Origin of the sequence: Lacibacter sp. H375 (assembly GCF_037892425.1) — a bacterium.
Lineage (GTDB): Bacteria > Bacteroidota > Bacteroidia > Chitinophagales > Chitinophagaceae > Lacibacter.
The window spans coordinates 2,856,404-2,874,311 of the sequence record NZ_JBBKTT010000001.1; the positions used below are offsets into that span (position 1 = coordinate 2,856,404).

At 40.3% G+C, this 17,908-nt stretch carries 19 protein-coding genes; 12 read left to right on the forward strand and 7 right to left on the reverse strand.

The features are described from left to right. Window positions 1-19: 19 nt before the first annotated feature. Together WG954_RS12505 and WG954_RS12510 are read right to left on the reverse strand one after the other, a co-directional pair. Complete coding sequence (locus WG954_RS12505) at window positions 20-1,423, reverse strand: hypothetical protein (RefSeq protein WP_340436921.1); 1,404 nt, start codon at window positions 1,421-1,423, stop codon at window positions 20-22. A 191-nt stretch (window positions 1,424-1,614) separates the two neighbouring features. Then, window positions 1,615-2,121 carry a hypothetical protein gene (locus WG954_RS12510; protein WP_340436922.1) on the reverse strand — a complete coding sequence of 169 codons (507 nt, stop codon included), beginning with the start codon at window positions 2,119-2,121 and terminating at the stop codon, window positions 1,615-1,617. Window positions 2,122-2,427: 306 nt separating this feature from the next. Here WG954_RS12510 and WG954_RS12515 point away from each other — a divergent pair, with 306 nt between their 5' ends. Both WG954_RS12515 and WG954_RS12520 read left to right on the forward strand, forming a co-directional pair. Beyond that, on the forward strand, window positions 2,428-3,441 hold the full coding sequence (locus WG954_RS12515) for an SMP-30/gluconolactonase/LRE family protein (RefSeq protein ID WP_340436923.1): 1,014 nt from the start codon (window positions 2,428-2,430) through the stop codon (window positions 3,439-3,441). A gap of 33 nt (window positions 3,442-3,474) precedes the next feature. Next, window positions 3,475-3,810, forward strand: coding sequence for a hypothetical protein (locus tag WG954_RS12520; protein WP_340436924.1), 336 nt, complete (start codon window positions 3,475-3,477; stop codon window positions 3,808-3,810). Between the two features lie 109 nt (window positions 3,811-3,919). On the opposite strand, the gene WG954_RS12525 is transcribed toward WG954_RS12520, so the two are convergent. Continuing rightward, window positions 3,920-4,645, reverse strand: a complete 726-nt coding sequence (locus WG954_RS12525; RefSeq protein WP_340436925.1) for a superoxide dismutase — start codon at window positions 4,643-4,645, stop codon at window positions 3,920-3,922. Between the two features lie 133 nt (window positions 4,646-4,778). Further along, on the reverse strand, window positions 4,779-5,924 hold the full coding sequence (locus tag WG954_RS12530; RefSeq protein WP_340436927.1) for a serine hydrolase domain-containing protein: 1,146 nt from the start codon (window positions 5,922-5,924) through the stop codon (window positions 4,779-4,781). Between the two features lie 59 nt (window positions 5,925-5,983). On the opposite strand from WG954_RS12530, the gene clpB reads away from it, so the two are divergent. The 3 genes from clpB (at window position 5,984) to WG954_RS12545 (ending at window position 10,605) form a co-directional block, all read left to right on the forward strand. Then, a complete protein-coding gene (gene clpB, locus WG954_RS12535; protein WP_340436929.1) occupies window positions 5,984-8,626 on the forward strand; it encodes an ATP-dependent chaperone ClpB in 2,643 nt (880 codons plus the stop codon). A 49-nt stretch (window positions 8,627-8,675) separates the two neighbouring features. Continuing rightward, window positions 8,676-9,257 (forward strand): DsbA family protein, encoded by a 582-nt coding sequence (locus WG954_RS12540; protein WP_340436930.1) that lies wholly within the window; start codon window positions 8,676-8,678, stop codon window positions 9,255-9,257. Between the two features lie 124 nt (window positions 9,258-9,381). Beyond that, complete coding sequence (locus tag WG954_RS12545) at window positions 9,382-10,605, forward strand: TCR/Tet family MFS transporter (protein WP_340436931.1); 1,224 nt, start codon at window positions 9,382-9,384, stop codon at window positions 10,603-10,605. Window positions 10,606-10,656: 51 nt separating this feature from the next. On the opposite strand, the gene WG954_RS12550 is transcribed toward WG954_RS12545, so the two are convergent. Further along, complete coding sequence (locus WG954_RS12550; RefSeq protein WP_340436932.1) at window positions 10,657-11,088, reverse strand: DoxX family protein; 432 nt, start codon at window positions 11,086-11,088, stop codon at window positions 10,657-10,659. A gap of 209 nt (window positions 11,089-11,297) precedes the next feature. On the opposite strand from WG954_RS12550, the gene pdhA reads away from it, so the two are divergent. From pdhA to WG954_RS12585, 7 genes are all read left to right on the forward strand, one after another. Further along, window positions 11,298-12,290 (forward strand): pyruvate dehydrogenase (acetyl-transferring) E1 component subunit alpha, encoded by a 993-nt coding sequence (gene pdhA / locus WG954_RS12555; RefSeq protein WP_340436933.1) that lies wholly within the window; start codon window positions 11,298-11,300, stop codon window positions 12,288-12,290. A gap of 50 nt (window positions 12,291-12,340) precedes the next feature. Then, the gene (locus WG954_RS12560) at window positions 12,341-13,030 is read left to right on the forward strand and encodes a tetratricopeptide repeat protein (protein ID WP_340436934.1); all 690 of its coding nucleotides are present in this window, start codon (window positions 12,341-12,343) and stop codon (window positions 13,028-13,030) included. A 20-nt stretch (window positions 13,031-13,050) separates the two neighbouring features. Next, the gene (ribH, locus tag WG954_RS12565; RefSeq protein WP_340436935.1) at window positions 13,051-13,557 is read left to right on the forward strand and encodes a 6,7-dimethyl-8-ribityllumazine synthase; all 507 of its coding nucleotides are present in this window, start codon (window positions 13,051-13,053) and stop codon (window positions 13,555-13,557) included. 22 nt (window positions 13,558-13,579) lie between these two features. Further along, complete coding sequence (locus WG954_RS12570) at window positions 13,580-14,299, forward strand: (Fe-S)-binding protein (RefSeq protein WP_340436936.1); 720 nt, start codon at window positions 13,580-13,582, stop codon at window positions 14,297-14,299. 113 nt (window positions 14,300-14,412) lie between these two features. Then, window positions 14,413-14,820, forward strand: coding sequence for an EVE domain-containing protein (locus WG954_RS12575; RefSeq protein ID WP_340436938.1), 408 nt, complete (start codon window positions 14,413-14,415; stop codon window positions 14,818-14,820). A 629-nt stretch (window positions 14,821-15,449) separates the two neighbouring features. Beyond that, the gene (locus WG954_RS12580; RefSeq protein ID WP_340436939.1) at window positions 15,450-15,884 is read left to right on the forward strand and encodes a hypothetical protein; all 435 of its coding nucleotides are present in this window, start codon (window positions 15,450-15,452) and stop codon (window positions 15,882-15,884) included. An 81-nt stretch (window positions 15,885-15,965) separates the two neighbouring features. After that, window positions 15,966-16,874 carry a DUF4349 domain-containing protein gene (locus WG954_RS12585; protein WP_340436940.1) on the forward strand — a complete coding sequence of 303 codons (909 nt, stop codon included), beginning with the start codon at window positions 15,966-15,968 and terminating at the stop codon, window positions 16,872-16,874. A gap of 30 nt (window positions 16,875-16,904) precedes the next feature. Here WG954_RS12585 and aat read toward each other — a convergent pair whose 3' ends face one another. Beyond that, window positions 16,905-17,549: a leucyl/phenylalanyl-tRNA--protein transferase gene (aat, locus tag WG954_RS12590; RefSeq protein WP_340436942.1), complete on the reverse strand. Its 645-nt coding sequence runs from the start codon at window positions 17,547-17,549 to the stop codon at window positions 16,905-16,907. Window positions 17,550-17,584: 35 nt separating this feature from the next. Continuing rightward, entirely contained in the window at window positions 17,585-17,878 is a 294-nt protein-coding gene (locus tag WG954_RS12595) for an ATP-dependent Clp protease adaptor ClpS (RefSeq protein WP_182805768.1), read from the reverse strand. Window positions 17,879-17,908: the final 30 nt, after the last annotated feature.

The following is a 17,908-nucleotide window of genomic DNA, read 5'->3' on the forward strand; positions in this document are numbered from 1 at the left end:
TGTTTATTTCGGTAATTGTTTATTCAGTAATAGCGTTGTTGTTGTAAACAACAGGTTTTTGTTGCTGCAACAAAAGAGTCATCCATGCCGATCCCATGCGTGAAGCAATGGCTTCTTCTTTACCGAGGTAACTGTTTTCTTTATCGTTGGCATACGTATGTCCGTCTGTAAATCGTTTTTGCTGCGCCAGTACTTTATTGATGTGCAGCTTCGCCCAATATTTTCCTTTGTTTTTTTTCGCAAGCTTATCCCAGCCATAAGAAAAAGCAGCAATATCAAGGTTGGCAAAATTATCATACACAGCAAGTCCCCAATCGGAACCTTCGGGGTAATAAACTTCGGCAGAGCCAACCTGGTACATGGTGCCGCCGGGAGATTTATAAGGTGGCGATGAAAACTTATGTGCTGTTACTGCGTAATAAATTTTATCAAGATTAAAACGTGCAGCTTCCGGTGTAACTTTTCCTGCCAGTGAAAATACAATGGGTGCATTGATCATGGAAGCAAGTGCATTGTATTGCGGATGAATGATACCATGGTTGATCACAACACCCGGCTCTTCGAGATTGTAACCTTTTACCCAACTGCTAACGGGGCGGCCGTGTATAATTCTATCGTTCTGCAGATCTGATGGCAGCGAAGTTGCAGCGATCATGTATTCAACAGCTTTCTGCAACCATTTATTTGAATGCGGATGATTGGGCAACATTACTGCAGCGAGGTAAAGCAATTCAGCATTCCATGCATCTTCTTCAATTTTAGAATCACCAACAAAAAGTATTTTTCCTGTACTGTCTTTATAGTAGAGTGGGGCAGTAGTAAGAAAACGATCTGCTTCTGCAATCGTCATTTGTATTACATAAGATCGATCTTCCGGAGTAAGGTCGTCCCATAAAAGCCAGGCTGTATAACTTGCATAATAAGCCCAATGAGCTGCCTGCCAATCGCCGCCCCAAACTTTGCGGCTGTTGTTTACTTTATGATCATAAGCAATAGCAGCTGTCATAGACACGGCTTTGTTTTTTGCTTCCTGTAACGACACGCCTGTTACAGTTGCATCATAAATACCTGTCTTTATTGATATAGCAATGCCAAATGCCATTGCTCCGGGAAAACGATACCTGTATTCATTCACCTTTGATTTGCTTTTCAAATCAAGGTAGCCGGTGGAATCTGCCTGATATTTTTTTGTTTGATGATACCAGGTAGTAAGCGCAAACTTATTCGCATTCAGTAAGGCTGCCTTTACGGTATTGGCTATTTTAGTACGTGGAGTTTTCTTTTTAAAACTGTTCCAGTGAATAGGGGCTACACTTGTTGCATCACCGTTTTTTTCAGCAACAGTTGTTGTTTGGCTATATGCATAGTTAATACATGTGGCAACGAATAAAATAAGTACTGCTGCTTTCAAATTGTAATTCATGTTTAGTTCAACTCAAACCATTTTTTAGAATATCCAGATTTGATCGAATGAAGCAACGAAATTACTATTGTTTACAGGGCGGTAATCAACAATGGCTTTTTTGAACAAACGGTTGCACCACTTTACAAAAATGCCCCGGCTGCTAAAGTCTTTCAACTTAGCAGCCGGGGCATCTAAATACTCTTAGTTTCTTATTTACTGTAAACTGCCTTTGTTGTAGACTCACCACGTGATGATGAGGTATTTGTAACAACAGAAAGCAAGCCTTCTTTTGTTAATGACCATGTTTCAGTTGATTTGATCTCCATACTCTCACCATTCCGTTCAAAGACCATTACACTGCTGATCGTAAAAGTTTGCTCATCAGCCGACCACTTACCAGTTGATTTACGTTTTGATCCGCCAAAACCTGCTGACTCTGTTTCCTTGCCATCATACGTCACAGTATACGTTGTGGTAACCGGGTCGCCACCATTAAAACCGGGTGTTGTTCGGCTGATGGTAATGTCGTTGTCTTTTTGTTCTGCTTTTAATGATCGTGCAACACGTCCTGCTGCATTGCCTAATTCACTTTTTGATTCATCTAATTTCCACTCGCCTGAGAAATTTGCCTTTTGAGGAATTGTAGTAAACGAGAAAAGTAGAAGGCAGGGGATCGTTAATGCATAAAAGATGTTGCTGAGAAATTTCTTTTTCATATAAATTGTTTTAAGACACTAAATGTAAAGAGAAACAGATATCGTTGTTGTTTGAGGAACAACCGTTCAAATAAATCTTAACCTCATTTCATCAAGACTAAAAGACGCTGTTGTTGTTTAAAATTCTTCAGCGGTATCTTTTGGTAGCTTTTACTTTTAAACTTAGATAGCTTTCGAATTAATGCAGCATTCTGCATGGTTGTTATCTATATTTTAAATCTAAAATTGTTTGCTGGTATGAAAAAGAAAATGATTTTTTCTCTGGCTGTGCTATGTGCCACAGGGCTGTTGTCCTGTTCAAAAAACATGCTTCATTCCGAAAACGATACCCTCAATGAATCAGCACCTGAAAGGTCATCTGTTAGTCTGCGTCCTTCGGGCAGCAATTTTTTCGATCCCACTGGTCTTGTTTCAGCAAGTCAGCATGGAGTGTTAGACACTGTTCAAAAAGGATTTCGATTTACAGAAGGGCCCGCTGTTGACAAAGACGGAAATGTATTTTTTACTGATCAGCCCAATGATAAAATTTATAAGTGGACTGCATCAACCGGACAGATTACTACATTTTTAACCGGCACCGGTCGTTCTAATGGAATGGCGTTTGATAGAGATGGCTATCTTATTGCCTGCGCAGATATGCATGGAGAACTTTGGAAGATTGCTCCCGATGGTTCGCATACTGTATTGGTGAATAATTACAATGGCAAATTATTAAACGGCCCCAATGATGTTTGGATCAATCCTAAAAATGGCGGTATCTATATTACTGATCCTATATTTCCAAGAGATTATTGGGATGCGTCTGATCCACGCAAACAAGGTTGGGAGCCAACACACTCTGAACAGGCTGCAACCGGTAAAGGCGGCCATGTATATTATTTAGCACCGGGTGCAAGTACACTTGTAAGAGTTACTACAATGGCCGGATGGAATGCTGATATATGGCCAAACGGAATTACAGGAACTCCTGATGGTAAAAAATTGTATGTGAACAATTGGACTTATGATGGTACAGGACAAATCAAAGCTTTTACTATTAATACAGATGGTACACTTTCCAATATGCAGACGTTGGTTAGCAATCTGAATTTCTGTGATGGTATGTCTCTTGATGAAAAAGGAAATATTTATGTTAGCGGCGGACCTGGATTAAACGCTTATGATAAAAATGGGAATAAAGTGCTGACAATTCCCGGTGGTGGTGGCACCAATAATGTTTTTGCAGGGTCAAACAATAAAATATTATTTATGACAAGCCCCGACAGAATTACTTCAATAAAGATGAATGTGAAAGGTGTAGAAAAATTCTACACTTATTAAACCGGTAAATTTTTAATCATTAAAACAAATTACATGAAATACATTTTTAGTTTATTATTCATCCTTGGATGTTACACAGCTTTTGCTCAAAATCCTATAGATGGTAAATGGAAAGGAACCCGTGAAACACCGAACGGTACTTTTGAAGTTGAATACACATTTAAAGTTGAAGGAAAAGTAGTGACAGGTACCTGGAAAACTCAATTCGGTGAGGTAAAATTAGAAGATGGTAAAATTGATGGGAAAAAGTTCTCTTATAGTATTTCCTTCAACGACACGAAGATGGCCAGTACTGCTGAACTGATCAATGAAAATGAAATATTGGTTAAGAATGAAAGAGGAGAAATGAAGCTTACAAGAGTTAAATAGTTCCGGATTGTTTTTTTGCATCCCAGGTAGTATTTGAAAAGTGTTTACCTGGGATTTTTTTATTTCCTCTGCCTGCTGCTAATGGCGAGCCCATGTAACCAGCTTTGCTTTACTTCGTCAGTTTAATAGCATCATCAAGGCGTTGTGCTGAGTTGTCCCAATTGATAATGTTGAACAATGCGTCAACGAAATCGCCACGTTTGTTTTTATACTTTAAATAGTATGAGTGTTCCCATACGTCAATTACAAGCAGAGGAATTACTCCCCATTGTGTCAATTTTTCGTGATTTTCACATTGCAAAATGGTCAGCTTATCGGTGTAAGGTTGATAGCCTAAAATACCCCATCCGTTTCCATCGACGTTTTTTGATGTTATTGCTAAATAAGATTTCAACTTATCATAGCTGCCAAAATCTTTCTCAATTCTTTTCAGTAAGTCACCTTTTGGGCTTGTCGATTTGTTGGCAAGATTTGTCCAGAATATTGAATGCAATATATGTGAAGATAAGTGGTAGGATAGTTTCTTCGTCCAATAGTCAGATGTTTCATAGTTGTTAGAATCCATTGCCTCTTTTATTTTAGCTAAATCTGTATTGGCAGCTTTTGTAGCACCACCGTGATGAAACGTATAATGTAAATGCAGCGTTTCGCTGTCCATATAGGGCTCTAAGTAGTTCTCAGCATATGGAAGCGGTTGTTGAACAAAGTTTCCGTTAGCGTCTACTAATTTATCAATATTGTTGTTTGTCAGGTTTTGGCTAAACGCATTGTCAGAAACAAAAATTGATGCGGCAGTTGTCAAGCCTCCAAATTTTAAAAAATCTTTTCTTTCCATATTTTAAATAGTTTTAAAGTGCCTATCATACAGCAGGCCACACTAGTTTATATATCCTAGCTAGACAACTTGTGAGAGTGATTGCAAATCAAAGTTTTGATTTTTCGAATTTTATGGTTTTGCATTTCTCCCTCTACCTCATCACATTGTCCACCAACCCCTTCAACTCTTTATACTTTTCATGTCTTCCTTTGTTCTTCAGATTGTACACAAATAAAAACGCACAATACTTTTTATCATTATCGATCCAGGGGAAACTTCCAAACAATCCCGGACTGCTTACAGCAACGCCACGTTTCGATACAGGCATGGCATCTTTCTTTTCGCTTACCGCTAATGGTGCATCCATGATCCATTCACCAAAACCATAACCCCAGTTCATTGTTTCATCTGGTGTGTAAGCCAGTTCTACATCACGGCCTAAGCGGTTCTTCTGCATTTCATTCACCAAAGCTTTGCTGATGATGCGTTTGCCTTTAAATTCACCTTCATTTAACAGCATGATCAAAAAATTCATGTAATCTTCTGTTGTGCTGAAGGCTCCGCCTGCTGCAAGTGGCACACCGTTCTTTCCAAAATCTGTATTCTTCATTTCAAGCGGATCAGCAATACGTTCTTTAAAAGCAGTTTCAAAATCCTTCTCACTTACTTTTTCAATAATGCCTGCAATAATTTGTAAACCTGTATTGCTGTAATGAAAATATTTTCCCGGTGTGCCTTCCATCGGCAGCATAGCGATCTGTTCAATGGATTGAAACATGCTGGTTACATTCTTCATGCCGTTGAGCATATCACGTAATCCGCCACTCTTAATTCCTGTTGTATGATTCAGGCATTGCCATACTTTGATACCACCTTTGCCATACTTCGTCATCACGGGTAAAAATTTTCCAACTGAGTCGGTTAGCCGAACTTTGTTTTCATCAATATAGGTCATCAGTAATGCAGCTGTAAACCATTTACTACTGCTGGCAACACGTTCACGTGTAGTGGTTGTATAATCCTGCAACACTTCTTCCACATCCTTGCCTTGTACTTTTGCTTTGATCTTTCCACGGTTCTGCTGGCCCTTTGTTAAATTGTTAAAGTTCTGCGTGTACACAAATTTCCCGTCCTTATAAACCATTAACACTGCTCTGCCGCCGAGATCGGTTAAATTCTTATTTACCCATTCATCTACCTTACTGAAATCCTGTTGGGCAAATCCCAACTGAAAGAATAACAGGAAAACGATGCTGGCACTGACTTTGGGGCGGATATTCAAGTGGTTAAATGACATTCTTACTGAATTTTTTAATTGGATTATGTTTTGAGCACAATGTTTAAACTATTCGAAATATGAATTTAGGAAACTTCACTATAAAAGCAGCCGAAGCTGTGCAACAGGCACAGCAATTGGCGTTTAATGCACAGAACACAAATATCGAGACGGAGCATATCTTAAAAGCGTTGCTCGATCAGCAGGATAGTCCTGTTGAATACCTGTTGAAGAAAAATAATGTTACACTAAACCTTGTAGAAACAAAGCTCGATGAGGCCATCAATCGTTTACCAAAAACAAGTGGAGAGCCAGCACAGTCCATTGGCCGTGAAGCAAACAACGTAGTGTTGCGTGCAGGTGCTTCGCTCAAAAGTTTTGGTGATGAGTTTGTAACACCTGAGCATTTATTGTTGGCAATTGTACAAGGCAACGATTCTACAGCCAAGCTGTTGAAAGATGCGGGTTTAACTGAAAAGGGATTGATCACGGCAATTAAAGAGTTGCGTAAAGGTGATACGGTAAAAAGCCAAACACAGGAAACACAGTTCAATGCACTCAACAAGTATGCAAAGAACTTAATTGAAATGGCAAGACAAGGCAAACTTGATCCTGTAATTGGTCGTGATGAAGAGATACGCCGCACATTACACATCTTAACACGCCGCAGTAAAAACAATCCCATTCTTGTTGGTGAACCCGGTGTTGGTAAAACAGCTATTGCAGAAGGATTGGCGATGCGTATTGTAAACGGCGATGTGCCGGAAAATCTAAAATCGAAAGTTATTTATGCGTTGGATATGGGGCAACTTATTGCCGGTGCAAAATATAAAGGTGAGTTTGAAGAACGTTTGAAAAGTGTGGTGAAGGAAGTAACAACCAGCGATGGTGAAATTATTCTGTTCATTGATGAAATTCATACGCTTGTTGGTGCAGGCGGCGGAGAGGGTGCAATGGATGCAGCTAACATTCTCAAGCCTGCACTGGCAAGAGGTGAACTCCGTGCCATTGGTGCAACCACCTTAAATGAGTATCAGAAATTCTTTGAAAAAGATAAAGCACTAGAACGTCGTTTCCAGAAAGTGATGATCGATGAACCAAGCTTGGAAGATGCAGTTTCGATTTTACGTGGTTTGAAAGACCGTTATGAAACACATCACCATGTGCGTATTAAAGATGAAGCAATTATTGCAGCAGTTGAATTAAGCGTTCGCTACATCACCGATCGTTTCCTGCCAGATAAAGCAATTGATCTTATTGATGAAAGTGCAGCCAAGCTTCGTTTGGAAATGAACAGTATGCCCGAAGAGTTAGATAAACTTGAACGGCAGATACGTCAATTGGAAATTGAACGTGAAGCGATCAAACGTGAAAGCGATGAATTCAAATTGAAAGAACTCAACACGGAGATCGCAAATCTTTCTGTTGACCGGGATACGCTGAAAGCAAAATGGAAGGAAGAAAAAGAACTGGTAGAGAAAGTGCAAAATGCAAAAGCGGAAATCGAAAATCTCAAGTTGCAAGCCGAACGTGCAGAGCGTGAAGGTAACTACGGGCTCGTTGCAGAGATCCGATATGGTAAAGTGAAGGAACAGGAACAAATCATTAGCGATTTCAGCAAAAAGCTTGCAGCAAGCAGTGAAAAACGTTTGTTGAAGGAAGAAGTAGATGCAGAAGATATTGCAGAGAATGTTGCAAAGATGACGGGTATTCCTGTTGCCAAGATGTTGCAGAGCGAGCGTGAAAAATTATTGCACCTGGAAGATGAACTGCACAACCGTGTAATCGGTCAGGACGAAGCCATTACTGCTGTTGCGGATGCTATTCGCAGAAGCAGGGCAGGGTTGAGTGATCCAAAAAAACCGATCGGTTCATTCATTTTTCTGGGTACAACCGGCGTGGGTAAAACCGAACTCGCAAAAGCATTGGCCGAATACCTGTTTGATGATGAGGGAATGATGACGAGGATCGACATGAGTGAATACCAGGAAAAGCATACTGTTTCAAGATTGGTGGGTGCGCCTCCAGGATATGTGGGTTATGACGAAGGTGGTCAATTGACCGAAGCAGTTCGACGCAAACCCTACAGTGTGGTATTACTCGACGAGATCGAAAAAGCTCATCCTGATGTATGGAATGTGTTGTTACAGGTACTCGACGATGGTCGCCTGACAGATAATAAGGGCAGGGTTGTGAACTTTAAGAACACAATCATCATCATGACCAGCAATATTGGTAGTCATCTTATCAGCGAAGCTTATGAAGGCGTAAGCACTGAAAATGAAATAGATAAGGCGGCAGAGCGGGCAAAATTGGAAGTTATGACGTTGCTTAGACAAACCATTCGGCCTGAATTCTTGAATCGTGTGGATGAAATCATTATGTTTGCACCATTACTTCGAAAGGAAATCAAATCCATTATTCGCATTCAGCTGAACAATCTCAAGCAACTCGTTGCCCAAAGCGGAATACAGCTGGAATTTTCTGACTACACCCTTGAATTCCTTGCCGAACATGGTTTCGATCCCCAGTTTGGTGCAAGACCCTTAAAGCGATTGATCCAGAAGGAGATCGTAAATGGGCTAAGCCGAAAGATTTTATCAGGCGATATCGAAAAAAGCCGCAAAGTACTTGTGGATGTGTTTGATGGCGTAGTTGTTTTCAGAAATGAGAACGATGAAACATCATCAACAAAGGAAAAGAACAAAGCGGCGACTACTTGAGATTAACAGTTGATAGGTTATTTGATCATTAAATAAAAAAGGAAAGGTTATGGCACACAAAGCAGTAGAAATAGAAATTATCCCACCGAAAGATATATGGGTTGGCAATAAACAGGCGCCGGTTAAATTAGTGATGTATGGCGATTATGAAAGCGAAGCCTGTGCAAAAGCAAACGAAGTAATAAACCAGTTAATGGGCAAATACGAAGATAAATTACAGTTTAACTTCCGTCATTTTCCGTTGACACGTATTCACCAGCGTGCACAAAAAGCAGCAGAAGCTTCAATTGGTGCAGCGCAGGAAGGCGAGGGTAAGTTTTGGGATATGCATAATATCCTCTTTGCCCACCGTCGTCAGCTGGGTACCATTAGCCTGAAGGGATATGCAAAAGAAGCCGGCGTAACAGATAAAAACTTTTTAACCAAGCTGGTTGATTCAGTTTATGGCTGGAGTGTTCGTGCCGATCTTCTTGAAGGTGCTGATAAGGGTATCAGAGACGTGCCGTTCTTCTACATCAATGGTGAAGTGTACAATGGCCCGGTGAATGTAAATGCATTCAGCAAGGTGATTGATTTGCTGGCAAGCGCTAAAAAGCCTGCAGCAAAAGCTGCAACGAAAAAAAGAGCATAAATAAGCCGGTTAACTTATACCAAGGCAATGGAGAAATCCATTGCCTTTTTTATTTTCAACATCCGTCAAAAAATCTTAGCTATATCTCAGGCAAAAAATCATCTTTGCACCTCAATTTTAATCTATGGCTTCCGGCAAATCCGCTGCAATTGGTTTCATCTTTATCACCTTGTTGATCGATGTTATCGGCTTTGGAATCATTATTCCAGTAATGCCAAAACTTATTGAAGAGTTAGGGCATGCAAATATTAGCCAGGCATCAAAGATCGGCGGCTGGTTGTTGTTTGCGTTTGCCATTACACAGTTTTTGTTTTCTCCATTAATGGGTAATCTAAGTGACCGTTTTGGACGTCGCCCCATTATTCTTGCCTCGTTATTTGGTTTTGCTATTGATTATTTATTTCTGGCATTTGCACCTACTATCGGGTGGTTATTTGTAGGTCGTGTTGTTGCTGGTATTACAGGCGCAAGTTTTACTGCAGCTTCTGCATATATCGCTGATATCAGCTTGCCTGAAGAAAGGGCAAAGAATTTTGGAATGATAGGTGCAGCCTTTGGTTTAGGCTTTATAATTGGTCCGGCTTTAGGTGGTTTGTTGGGCGACTTTGGCCCACGAGTGCCATTTATGGTTGCAGCGGGATTGTGCTTATTGAATTTTTTGTACGGATTGTTTGTTTTGCCTGAATCATTAACACCTGAAAACAGAAGGCCATTTGAATGGGTGAGGGCTATCCCCGGCGTAACACTTATAAAACTAAGAAAGTATCCTTCAATTGGTGGACTGGTAATTGCTTTATTCCTTGTCTATCTCGGTAGTCATGCTGTTCATAGTAACTGGAGCTTTTTTACTATCGAAAGGTTTAAGTGGGACTCAAAAATGATTGGCATTTCATTGGCCGTAGTGGGTTTATTGGTTGGCGCCGTGCAGGCTGGTTTAACAAGAGTTATTAATCCTCGCATTGGCAATGAAAAAAGCATTTATGCAGGATTGTTGCTGTATGCAGTTGGTATGTTCCTGTTTGCACTGGCATCGCAAAGCTGGATGATGTTTGCTTTCTTAGTACCGTATTGCCTCGGAGGCATTTGCGGACCGGCATTACAATCAATCATGGCAGGACTTGTGCCTTCAAACGAACAGGGTGAATTACAAGGGTCACTCTCTGCCCTTATGAGCTTTAGCTCAATCTTAGGCCCGGTAATGATGACAAACATATTTGCTGCATTTACAAAGACAGGTACTGCGGTGTATTTCCCCGGAGCACCTTTTGTATTGGGTTCAGTATTTATGCTTGCAAGTGCCGGCGTTGCGTATTATTCACTCCATCATAAAAAGGCTTTGAAGGCATAGAATTGACATGACAGATATGAAACTGTCGTTGATCCTGGCCTGGAAAGTATTTTATTTTCGATTACGCCTGAAATAATGATCATCCAGTGAAAGCGGCCCGCCTCCTTCTGCAAAGAAGAAACAAAGCAATACAAGAATGATTAACGAAAGACCAAACTCAGAGGACTGACCGGCAAACACTCCTTGTCTTGTATTAACAAAGAACACTGCACCCACGAGAATAGGAATTTGTACAAGCACCGCCCATCGGGTAAACAATCCAGCAACGATAAATGCACCTCCCAGCAGATGGAACCACGGAATGGCCGTACTTAACCAACCTTGCGAAGAGAGATTGCTTCTCAGCAAAATATCCTGCAACGAAATATTATTACTGATGAAAGAAATGCCTTTTAAAATAAGGCTGAAACCCAGTGCAACACGCAGTATCACCAACCACTTGGGGTGATGGGTGATGCTCCATTGCTGAAGTTGATGTAACATACCCATAACATAAGATTGAATGAAAAGAACTGAAACTCTACATCTATAAGTTACGCAATTATAAGGATGATGCCAAAAGAAAGAGCAGTTCAGGGCAGGTTGGTTTTAAAGCCTTCAAACTGAGGGTTTTTGAGAAATCCACAATCTAAAATCGCCCATCTGAAATTAACCCTGTCCCCTTATCTTTGCCACTCTAAAAAAATTAAGACGTGGCCACTAAATTCACGAAAGAAACTTATCTCTACTGGTATGAGTTAATGCTGCTCCTTCGCCGTTTCGAAGAAAAAGCCGGACAATTATATGGTATGCAAAAGATCCGAGGTTTCTGCCACCTCTACATTGGCCAGGAAGCCATAGCTGCCGGATGCATGACGGCAACCAAACCTGAAGACAAAATGATCACAGCTTATCGTGATCATGGTTTAGCAATTGCAAAGGGTGTAAGTGCAAAAAGCTGTATGGCTGAATTGTACGGTAAAGCTACCGGTTGTTCAAAAGGCAAGGGTGGTAGTATGCACTTCTTTGGTGTGGATGTTGGTTTTTATGGTGGACATGGTATTGTGGGTGCACAAATTGGTACCGGTGCCGGATTGGCTTTTGCTGAAAAGTATAAAGGAACTGATGCTGTATGTCTTACCTTCTTTGGTGATGGTGCTGCACGTCAAGGTATGCTTCACGAAACATTCAATCTTGCAATGTTGTGGAAATTGCCGGTGATTTTCATCTGCGAAAACAACAACTACGCAATGGGTACATCTGTAACACGTACAAGTAATGTAGTTGATATCTATAAGTTGGCAGATGCATATGAAATGCCTGCTGATAGTGTTGATGGTATGGATCCTGAAGCTGTACACGAAGCAGTAGCCCGTGCGGTGAAACGTGGAAGAAGTGGTGAAGGTCCAACTTTACTCGAGATCAAAACCTACCGTTACAAAGGCCACTCAATGAGTGATCCTCAGAAATACCGTTCAAAGGACGAAGTAGAAGAATACAAACAACGTGATCCAATTGAAACTTCTAAAAAGAAATTGCTGGAAGTGTTTGGTGTAAGTGAAGCAGAAATTGAAGTGATCAACGAACGTGTACGTTTAGAAGTTGAAGAGTGTGTGAAGTTCTCTGAAGAAAGTCCATACCCTGATGCAGATGAATTACTGAAAGATGTGTACGTTGATCAAAACTATCCGTTCATTGTTGACTAATGAAACGTGATTGAAAATAGTGAACGTTTATAACAAGAATCCATATTAAAATGTCTGAAACAAAAAAAACAACAGCACAGGAATTGAACGAAGTGCATGCCATCAAACAAGCGAAAGATTTCTGGGGTCGGTTCTCAAAACCCATTACCTATATTGGTGGATTGGTGATCTTGCTTGCAGGTGGTTACCTGGTGTATAAGAATTTCTTTATTGGCCCGAAAGAAACAAAGGGTAATGAAGCAATCAGTCGTGCACAACAATATTTTGCACAGGATTCATTGGATCTGGCTTTGAATGGTGATGGTTCAGCAGCAGGTTTCCTGAAGATCGCTAAAACTTACAGCGGTACAAAAGCAGCAAATCTTGCTCACTACTATGCAGGTGCTATCTATCTCCGCAAAGAAGATTATAACAATGCCATCAAACATCTTGAAGATTTTTCAACTGATGCTACACAGGTACAAAGTGCAGCATGGCGCATGTTGGGCGATGCATACATGAGTACAGATAAAAAAGAGAAAGGCGCTTCTTACTACGAGAAAGCAGGTACACTTAATGATAAAGATGAATACACTTCATCTGAAAATCTTTATCGTGCTGCAATGGCTTATGAAGTAGCAGGAAAAAAAGAAAAAGCAACAGAGCTGTTAAAGGCATTGAAAGAAAAATATCCAAAGTCAACCGCAGCAGGACAAGCTGAAAAATATCTTGCCCGACTTGGTGTTGTTGGTAATGAATAAACAGGTTAACCAATCATATTATGGCAGAGGTTAGCAATAGTAACTTATACCAGTTAAATGCAGGCACTCACGATTTTTCGGGTGCCTGTGTTGTGTTAGTACGTACTGAGTGGAATGCTGCAGTGATCGATGAACTCGAAAAAGGCTGCAGAAAAATTCTCGACGAATTTGGCGTGAATGAAATAGTAACCGTAACAGTGCCCGGCGCTGTTGAAATTGGATTTGCGGTTAAGGCTTACTGGGAAAGTAAATCGAGGCATATCAAAACAAGACCACATGCATTTGTTACATTTGGTTGTATTGTGCGTGGTGATACACCTCATTTCGATTATGTATGCAAAGCCGTTACTGATTCCGTAACACAACTGAATCTTATGCTGGATGTGCCGGTGATCTTTGGTGTGCTCACTGTTGAAAATCAACAGCAGGCCATTGAGCGTATTGGCGGTAAACATGGACATAAAGGTGAAGAAGCAGCCATTACTGCGTTAAAAATGATCTTACTCAATACCTCATTAAAAAAATAAGCGCTCAACACATTGTTGGCTTATGACTATACAACTGTTTATACCTTGTTTTGTTGATCAGCTTTATCCGGACACAGCCTTTAACATGGTGAAGGTGCTCGAGAAGTTTGGTTGTAATGTTAAGTACAACGCTAATCAAACCTGTTGTGGTCAGCCCGCTTTTAATGCAGGTTTCCAGAATGAGTGTAAAGATGTAGCATCAAAATTCATTAAAGATTTTTCCGGAAGCGAATACATTGTTACACCAAGTGCATCTTGCGCTGGCTTTGTTCGAAATTACTACGGCAAAATATTCGATAACTCATCGATGCATAACGAAGTAAGGGATATGGGGAAGCGTCTGTACGAATTCAGCGAGTTTCTTACTGATGTGCTGAAGGTTGAAGATGTGGGTGCTAGGCTCGAAGGCAAAGCAACCTATCATGATAGTTGTGCAGCGTTACGTGAATGTAAGATCAAAGATGGCCCACGTAAGTTGTTGCAAAACGTCCAGGGCTTAGAGCTTGTTGAAATGAATGATGTGGAAACATGCTGTGGTTTCGGCGGCACCTTTGCAGTAAAGTTTGAACCCATCTCTATTGCAATGGCCGATCAGAAAGTGAACAATGCAATAGCCACCGGTGCTCAATACATGATCTCTACTGACATCAGTTGTTTGATGCACCTCGAAGGTTATATCAAACAAAAGGGGCACAATCTCCGAACATTGCACCTTGCTGATGTGTTAGCAAATGGATGGTGATGCAATTTGAAGATCGGTGATTTGAAGATTTGAAAATTTAAGTTTCACCGACTACATGAGTTGCGTAGATTTCATAATTTCAAATTCTTAATCTTCTAATTTTCAAATTACCTATGGCTCATTGGTTAATCAAATCAGAACCGTTTAAATACAGTTGGGATCAGTTTGTAAAAGACAAACAAACTTTTTGGGATGGCGTGCGCAACTATGCGGCACGTAATAATCTCCGTGATATGAAGAAGGGAGATGAAGTGTTTTTTTATCATAGTAATGAAGGCTTAGAGATAGTGGGTATTGCAAAAGTGGTGAAGGAAGCTTACCAGGACCCAACAACAGAGGAAGATGCATGGGTAGTGGTTGATTTTAAACCCGTGCGTAAACTGAAAAAGCCGGTCACACTTGCACAAATGAAAACAGATAAACGTTTAGCAAATATGGATCTGTTACGTTTGGGTCGTTTGAGCGTAGGCAAAGTAACAGATGCAGAGTGGGATGTGGTGTTGGAGTTGGCGGGGGAGTGAGCTAAGAGTTTAAAGAATTAAAAAGAGTAAAGGAGATGCGAAATCAAATTCTCGACACTGCAAAAGTTTTACCCTTACTTTTCTGCGTTTATCTTAATGTTAGTTCGTGGATTCAGCTTAGAAGCATGGGACCTGAATACAGCTTAGCGAATATTCACTACGTCAGCCTTGTTTTTTTATATGTATCTATTGTCTTGTATTTTATCAAACGAAGGATATTTTTGTTTGTAAGTATTATAACAATTGTTCTTTTGTTATTTGATGTATTGTCTATTATGCCAATTCAGTATGCAACCCGGACTGAATTTACCCTAAACTCCTGGTCAATAGAAATAAGATATGTTCAGCCGTATTTTTGGGTTCTTGCTTTTCATGTTGGTTTAAATTTCAAAGGCTATCGGTCCATGTTTGTTGATTTGAAAAGAATCAATAAGTCGGAAGATACTCTCTCTTGATTTTCTTTAACAAATTTTGAAGGTTACATTTTACAGTTAGCGGTATCAATCCTTACTATACTATGAATGATACATCAGCAGTTGAATGATTTGCACGCCGGCAAATGAATTCAGCAAGTACTTCGCTGCTACTGCATCTTGCTTCTCATTTCAAACAATCAAAAACATTTCAAAATGAAAAAGATCATTTTGGCTGTCATTCTACTGGCAGCCGTTGGCGGAGCTGTGTACTTATTTACGCAACGTAACCGAAACATTGAACCTCTCCCTGAAACTTCTTACAAAGAAACGATCATCGGTGATTGGAAAATTGATTCTATTGCTTCAAAAGATTCAAACAGTATTGGTTTGTTATTGTTGTCGCTTGATTCAAATTTGACAAACTACACGTTTCGCTTTGCTGCAGATGGCGGTATTACACAGTTACTGAACGATAGTATTGTGCCGCAGAAAAGTAAGTATGAATGGAAAGACAGTTCGCAGCTTGTCATACTCGAAGGCGATTCAGTAACTGATAAAGAGTTGATGCATGTAGTTTCACTTACACCTGAGCAACTTAATTTAATGAGTGCCGATAGTGCAGTGATCTATTTTAAGAAAAAGAAATAAACGATCAAGACCGGCTGATGATTTTTAATCAGCCGGTTTATGTATTTAGAACTATTCTGCATCTGAAATAAAAATACTTTTATGAGTAAACTAATCTTTGCAGGAATATCATTCCTGCTCCTGGCAACATCATGCAAGCATGAGAATGAAAAAGTAAAAGTTCACGATGTGACTCTTGCTAATATTGAAACTGAACGCAGTCTAATGACTGATACCGCTGTTGGGGTCTTTGAACAATCACCCGCAATTCCAGGCCAGGAAAAACCAAAACAACCAACAAAACAACCTTCGCAATTACCCGAAAGCCGACCCGATTGGAATAAGAAGATCATTAAAACGGCAACATTAAATGTTGAGGTAAAAGAATATGCAAAGTTCAACCAGGTAGTGCATCTGTCAGCTGAAAAGTTTGGCGGTTATATTGCTGATGAACAGCAAACAGAAACGGAGTATAAAATTGAAAACACAATTACTATTAAAGTGCCTGTTGATCAGTTTCAATCTGCTGTTAATTTTCTTACGAGTGGTGATGGAAAGATCAACGAAAAGAAAATATCTTCTGAAGATGTAACAACACAGGTAGTTGATACTAAATCAAGACTGGAAGCAAAGAAACAAGTGAGGGTACGTTATCTCGATCTGTTGAAGCAGGCAAAGAATATGGAAGAGATATTGCAGGTACAAACTGAGATCAACGATATACAGGAAGAGATTGAAAGTGCCACTGGCAGAATCAACTATTTATCGAATGCTTCGGCAATGAGTACGATTAATCTTACCTATTATCAGGTTGTCAATGCCTCAGCAAAAGAAACAGAAACCGTAAGCATTTGGGAGAAAACTAAATATGCTTTTCTCAGCGGTTGGAATCGATTGGTCGAAGTGCTGATCGGGTTGCTTAACATCTGGCCATTGGCATTGATCGTGGGTATTGTTGTCTGGACAGTTAAGCGTTCAGTCTTTAAAAAAGCGAAATCGCATCAAGCATGATTTGAAGCGAACATGTGAGTGAACTTGTACTCAAATGTTCGCTTTCACAATTTTCATAAAATCGACTCTTGGAATCATCCGTGCACCTAAACTTTCAAGATGTGGTGTGTAGATCTGGCAATCGATCAGTACAATGCCTTCTTTCTGTAATTGCTGAACAAAAGAGATGAATGCATACTTACTTGCATTCGGAACTTTGCTGAACATGCTTTCACCAAAAAAAATATTACCAAGCCGAATACCATACAAGCCGCCAACCAATTCATTGTTCTGCCAGGCTTCAGCACTAACGGCTTTGCCCAGCTGGTGCAAATGAGTATAAGCCTGTTCAATTTCTGTGGTAATCCATGTGCCTTCTTTCAGCTTTCTTGTTTGCGCACAGAGATGAATAACGTCGGCAAATGCTTTGTTGGTAGTAACTGTAAACGCATTGCGTTTAAATAACTGTCTCATGCTTTTACTGATGTATAATTCATCAGGAAATAAAACACATCGGGGATCAGGGCACCACCACAGAGGCGGTTCGTCGTCGTTATACCAAGGGAAAATGCCACTGCGGTAGGCAAGCAGCAAACGTTCAGTGCTTAAATCGCCACCAATAGCAACTAAACCATCAGCTGCTGCTTTTTCAACAGGTGGGAACCAAAGCTTGTCAGTTAAAACCGTAAGTGGCATGTGTAAAATAAAGGTATCGGAATGTAAACAGCAAATCAGGCAATTACTTCAACAGTGGCACCAATGCCACGTTCAGTAATTGCATCGCATAAAGGTTTCAGATCGTCGTATGATCCGTTCTTCACTGCATATTTTCCTTTGCTGTGTATAAGCCAGGCACATTGCTCTGCCTGCTCCGGTGCGTGATCGCAAATGTCAATTAATGTTTCAATCACCCATTCAAATGTATTCACCTCATCATTCCACATAATAAGATGACAGGGCTCTTCCAGATCAGTAAGAACATCTGTTTCAATTAACTCTTTTGTATGTGTGGATAAGTTTGGCATCTGCTGCAAAATTAACCATAGAAAAGAAAA

What these genes read in the sequence shown, in the direction of transcription:
- WG954_RS12505 (WP_340436921.1), bottom strand. Translation starts at nt 1,423, where the DNA reads ATGAATTACAATTTGAAAGCAGCAGTACTTATTTTATTCGTTGCCACA.
- WG954_RS12510 (WP_340436922.1), bottom strand. Translation starts at nt 2,121, where the DNA reads ATGAAAAAGAAATTTCTCAGCAACATCTTTTATGCATTAACGATCCCC.
- WG954_RS12515 (WP_340436923.1), top strand. Translation starts at nt 2,428, where the DNA reads ATGCTTCATTCCGAAAACGATACCCTCAATGAATCAGCACCTGAAAGG.
- WG954_RS12520 (WP_340436924.1), top strand. Translation starts at nt 3,475, where the DNA reads ATGAAATACATTTTTAGTTTATTATTCATCCTTGGATGTTACACAGCT.
- WG954_RS12525 (WP_340436925.1), bottom strand. Translation starts at nt 4,645, where the DNA reads ATGGAAAGAAAAGATTTTTTAAAATTTGGAGGCTTGACAACTGCCGCA.
- WG954_RS12530 (WP_340436927.1), bottom strand. Translation starts at nt 5,924, where the DNA reads ATGTCATTTAACCACTTGAATATCCGCCCCAAAGTCAGTGCCAGCATC.
- clpB (WP_340436929.1), top strand. Translation starts at nt 5,984, where the DNA reads ATGAATTTAGGAAACTTCACTATAAAAGCAGCCGAAGCTGTGCAACAG.
- WG954_RS12540 (WP_340436930.1), top strand. Translation starts at nt 8,676, where the DNA reads ATGGCACACAAAGCAGTAGAAATAGAAATTATCCCACCGAAAGATATA.
- WG954_RS12545 (WP_340436931.1), top strand. Translation starts at nt 9,382, where the DNA reads ATGGCTTCCGGCAAATCCGCTGCAATTGGTTTCATCTTTATCACCTTG.
- WG954_RS12550 (WP_340436932.1), bottom strand. Translation starts at nt 11,088, where the DNA reads ATGTTACATCAACTTCAGCAATGGAGCATCACCCATCACCCCAAGTGG.
- WG954_RS12560 (WP_340436934.1), top strand. Translation starts at nt 12,341, where the DNA reads ATGTCTGAAACAAAAAAAACAACAGCACAGGAATTGAACGAAGTGCAT.
- ribH (WP_340436935.1), top strand. Translation starts at nt 13,051, where the DNA reads ATGGCAGAGGTTAGCAATAGTAACTTATACCAGTTAAATGCAGGCACT.
- WG954_RS12570 (WP_340436936.1), top strand. Translation starts at nt 13,580, where the DNA reads ATGACTATACAACTGTTTATACCTTGTTTTGTTGATCAGCTTTATCCG.
- WG954_RS12575 (WP_340436938.1), top strand. Translation starts at nt 14,413, where the DNA reads ATGGCTCATTGGTTAATCAAATCAGAACCGTTTAAATACAGTTGGGAT.
- WG954_RS12580 (WP_340436939.1), top strand. Translation starts at nt 15,450, where the DNA reads ATGAAAAAGATCATTTTGGCTGTCATTCTACTGGCAGCCGTTGGCGGA.
- WG954_RS12585 (WP_340436940.1), top strand. Translation starts at nt 15,966, where the DNA reads ATGAGTAAACTAATCTTTGCAGGAATATCATTCCTGCTCCTGGCAACA.
- aat (WP_340436942.1), bottom strand. Translation starts at nt 17,549, where the DNA reads ATGCCACTTACGGTTTTAACTGACAAGCTTTGGTTCCCACCTGTTGAA.
- WG954_RS12595 (WP_182805768.1), bottom strand. Translation starts at nt 17,878, where the DNA reads ATGCCAAACTTATCCACACATACAAAAGAGTTAATTGAAACAGATGTT.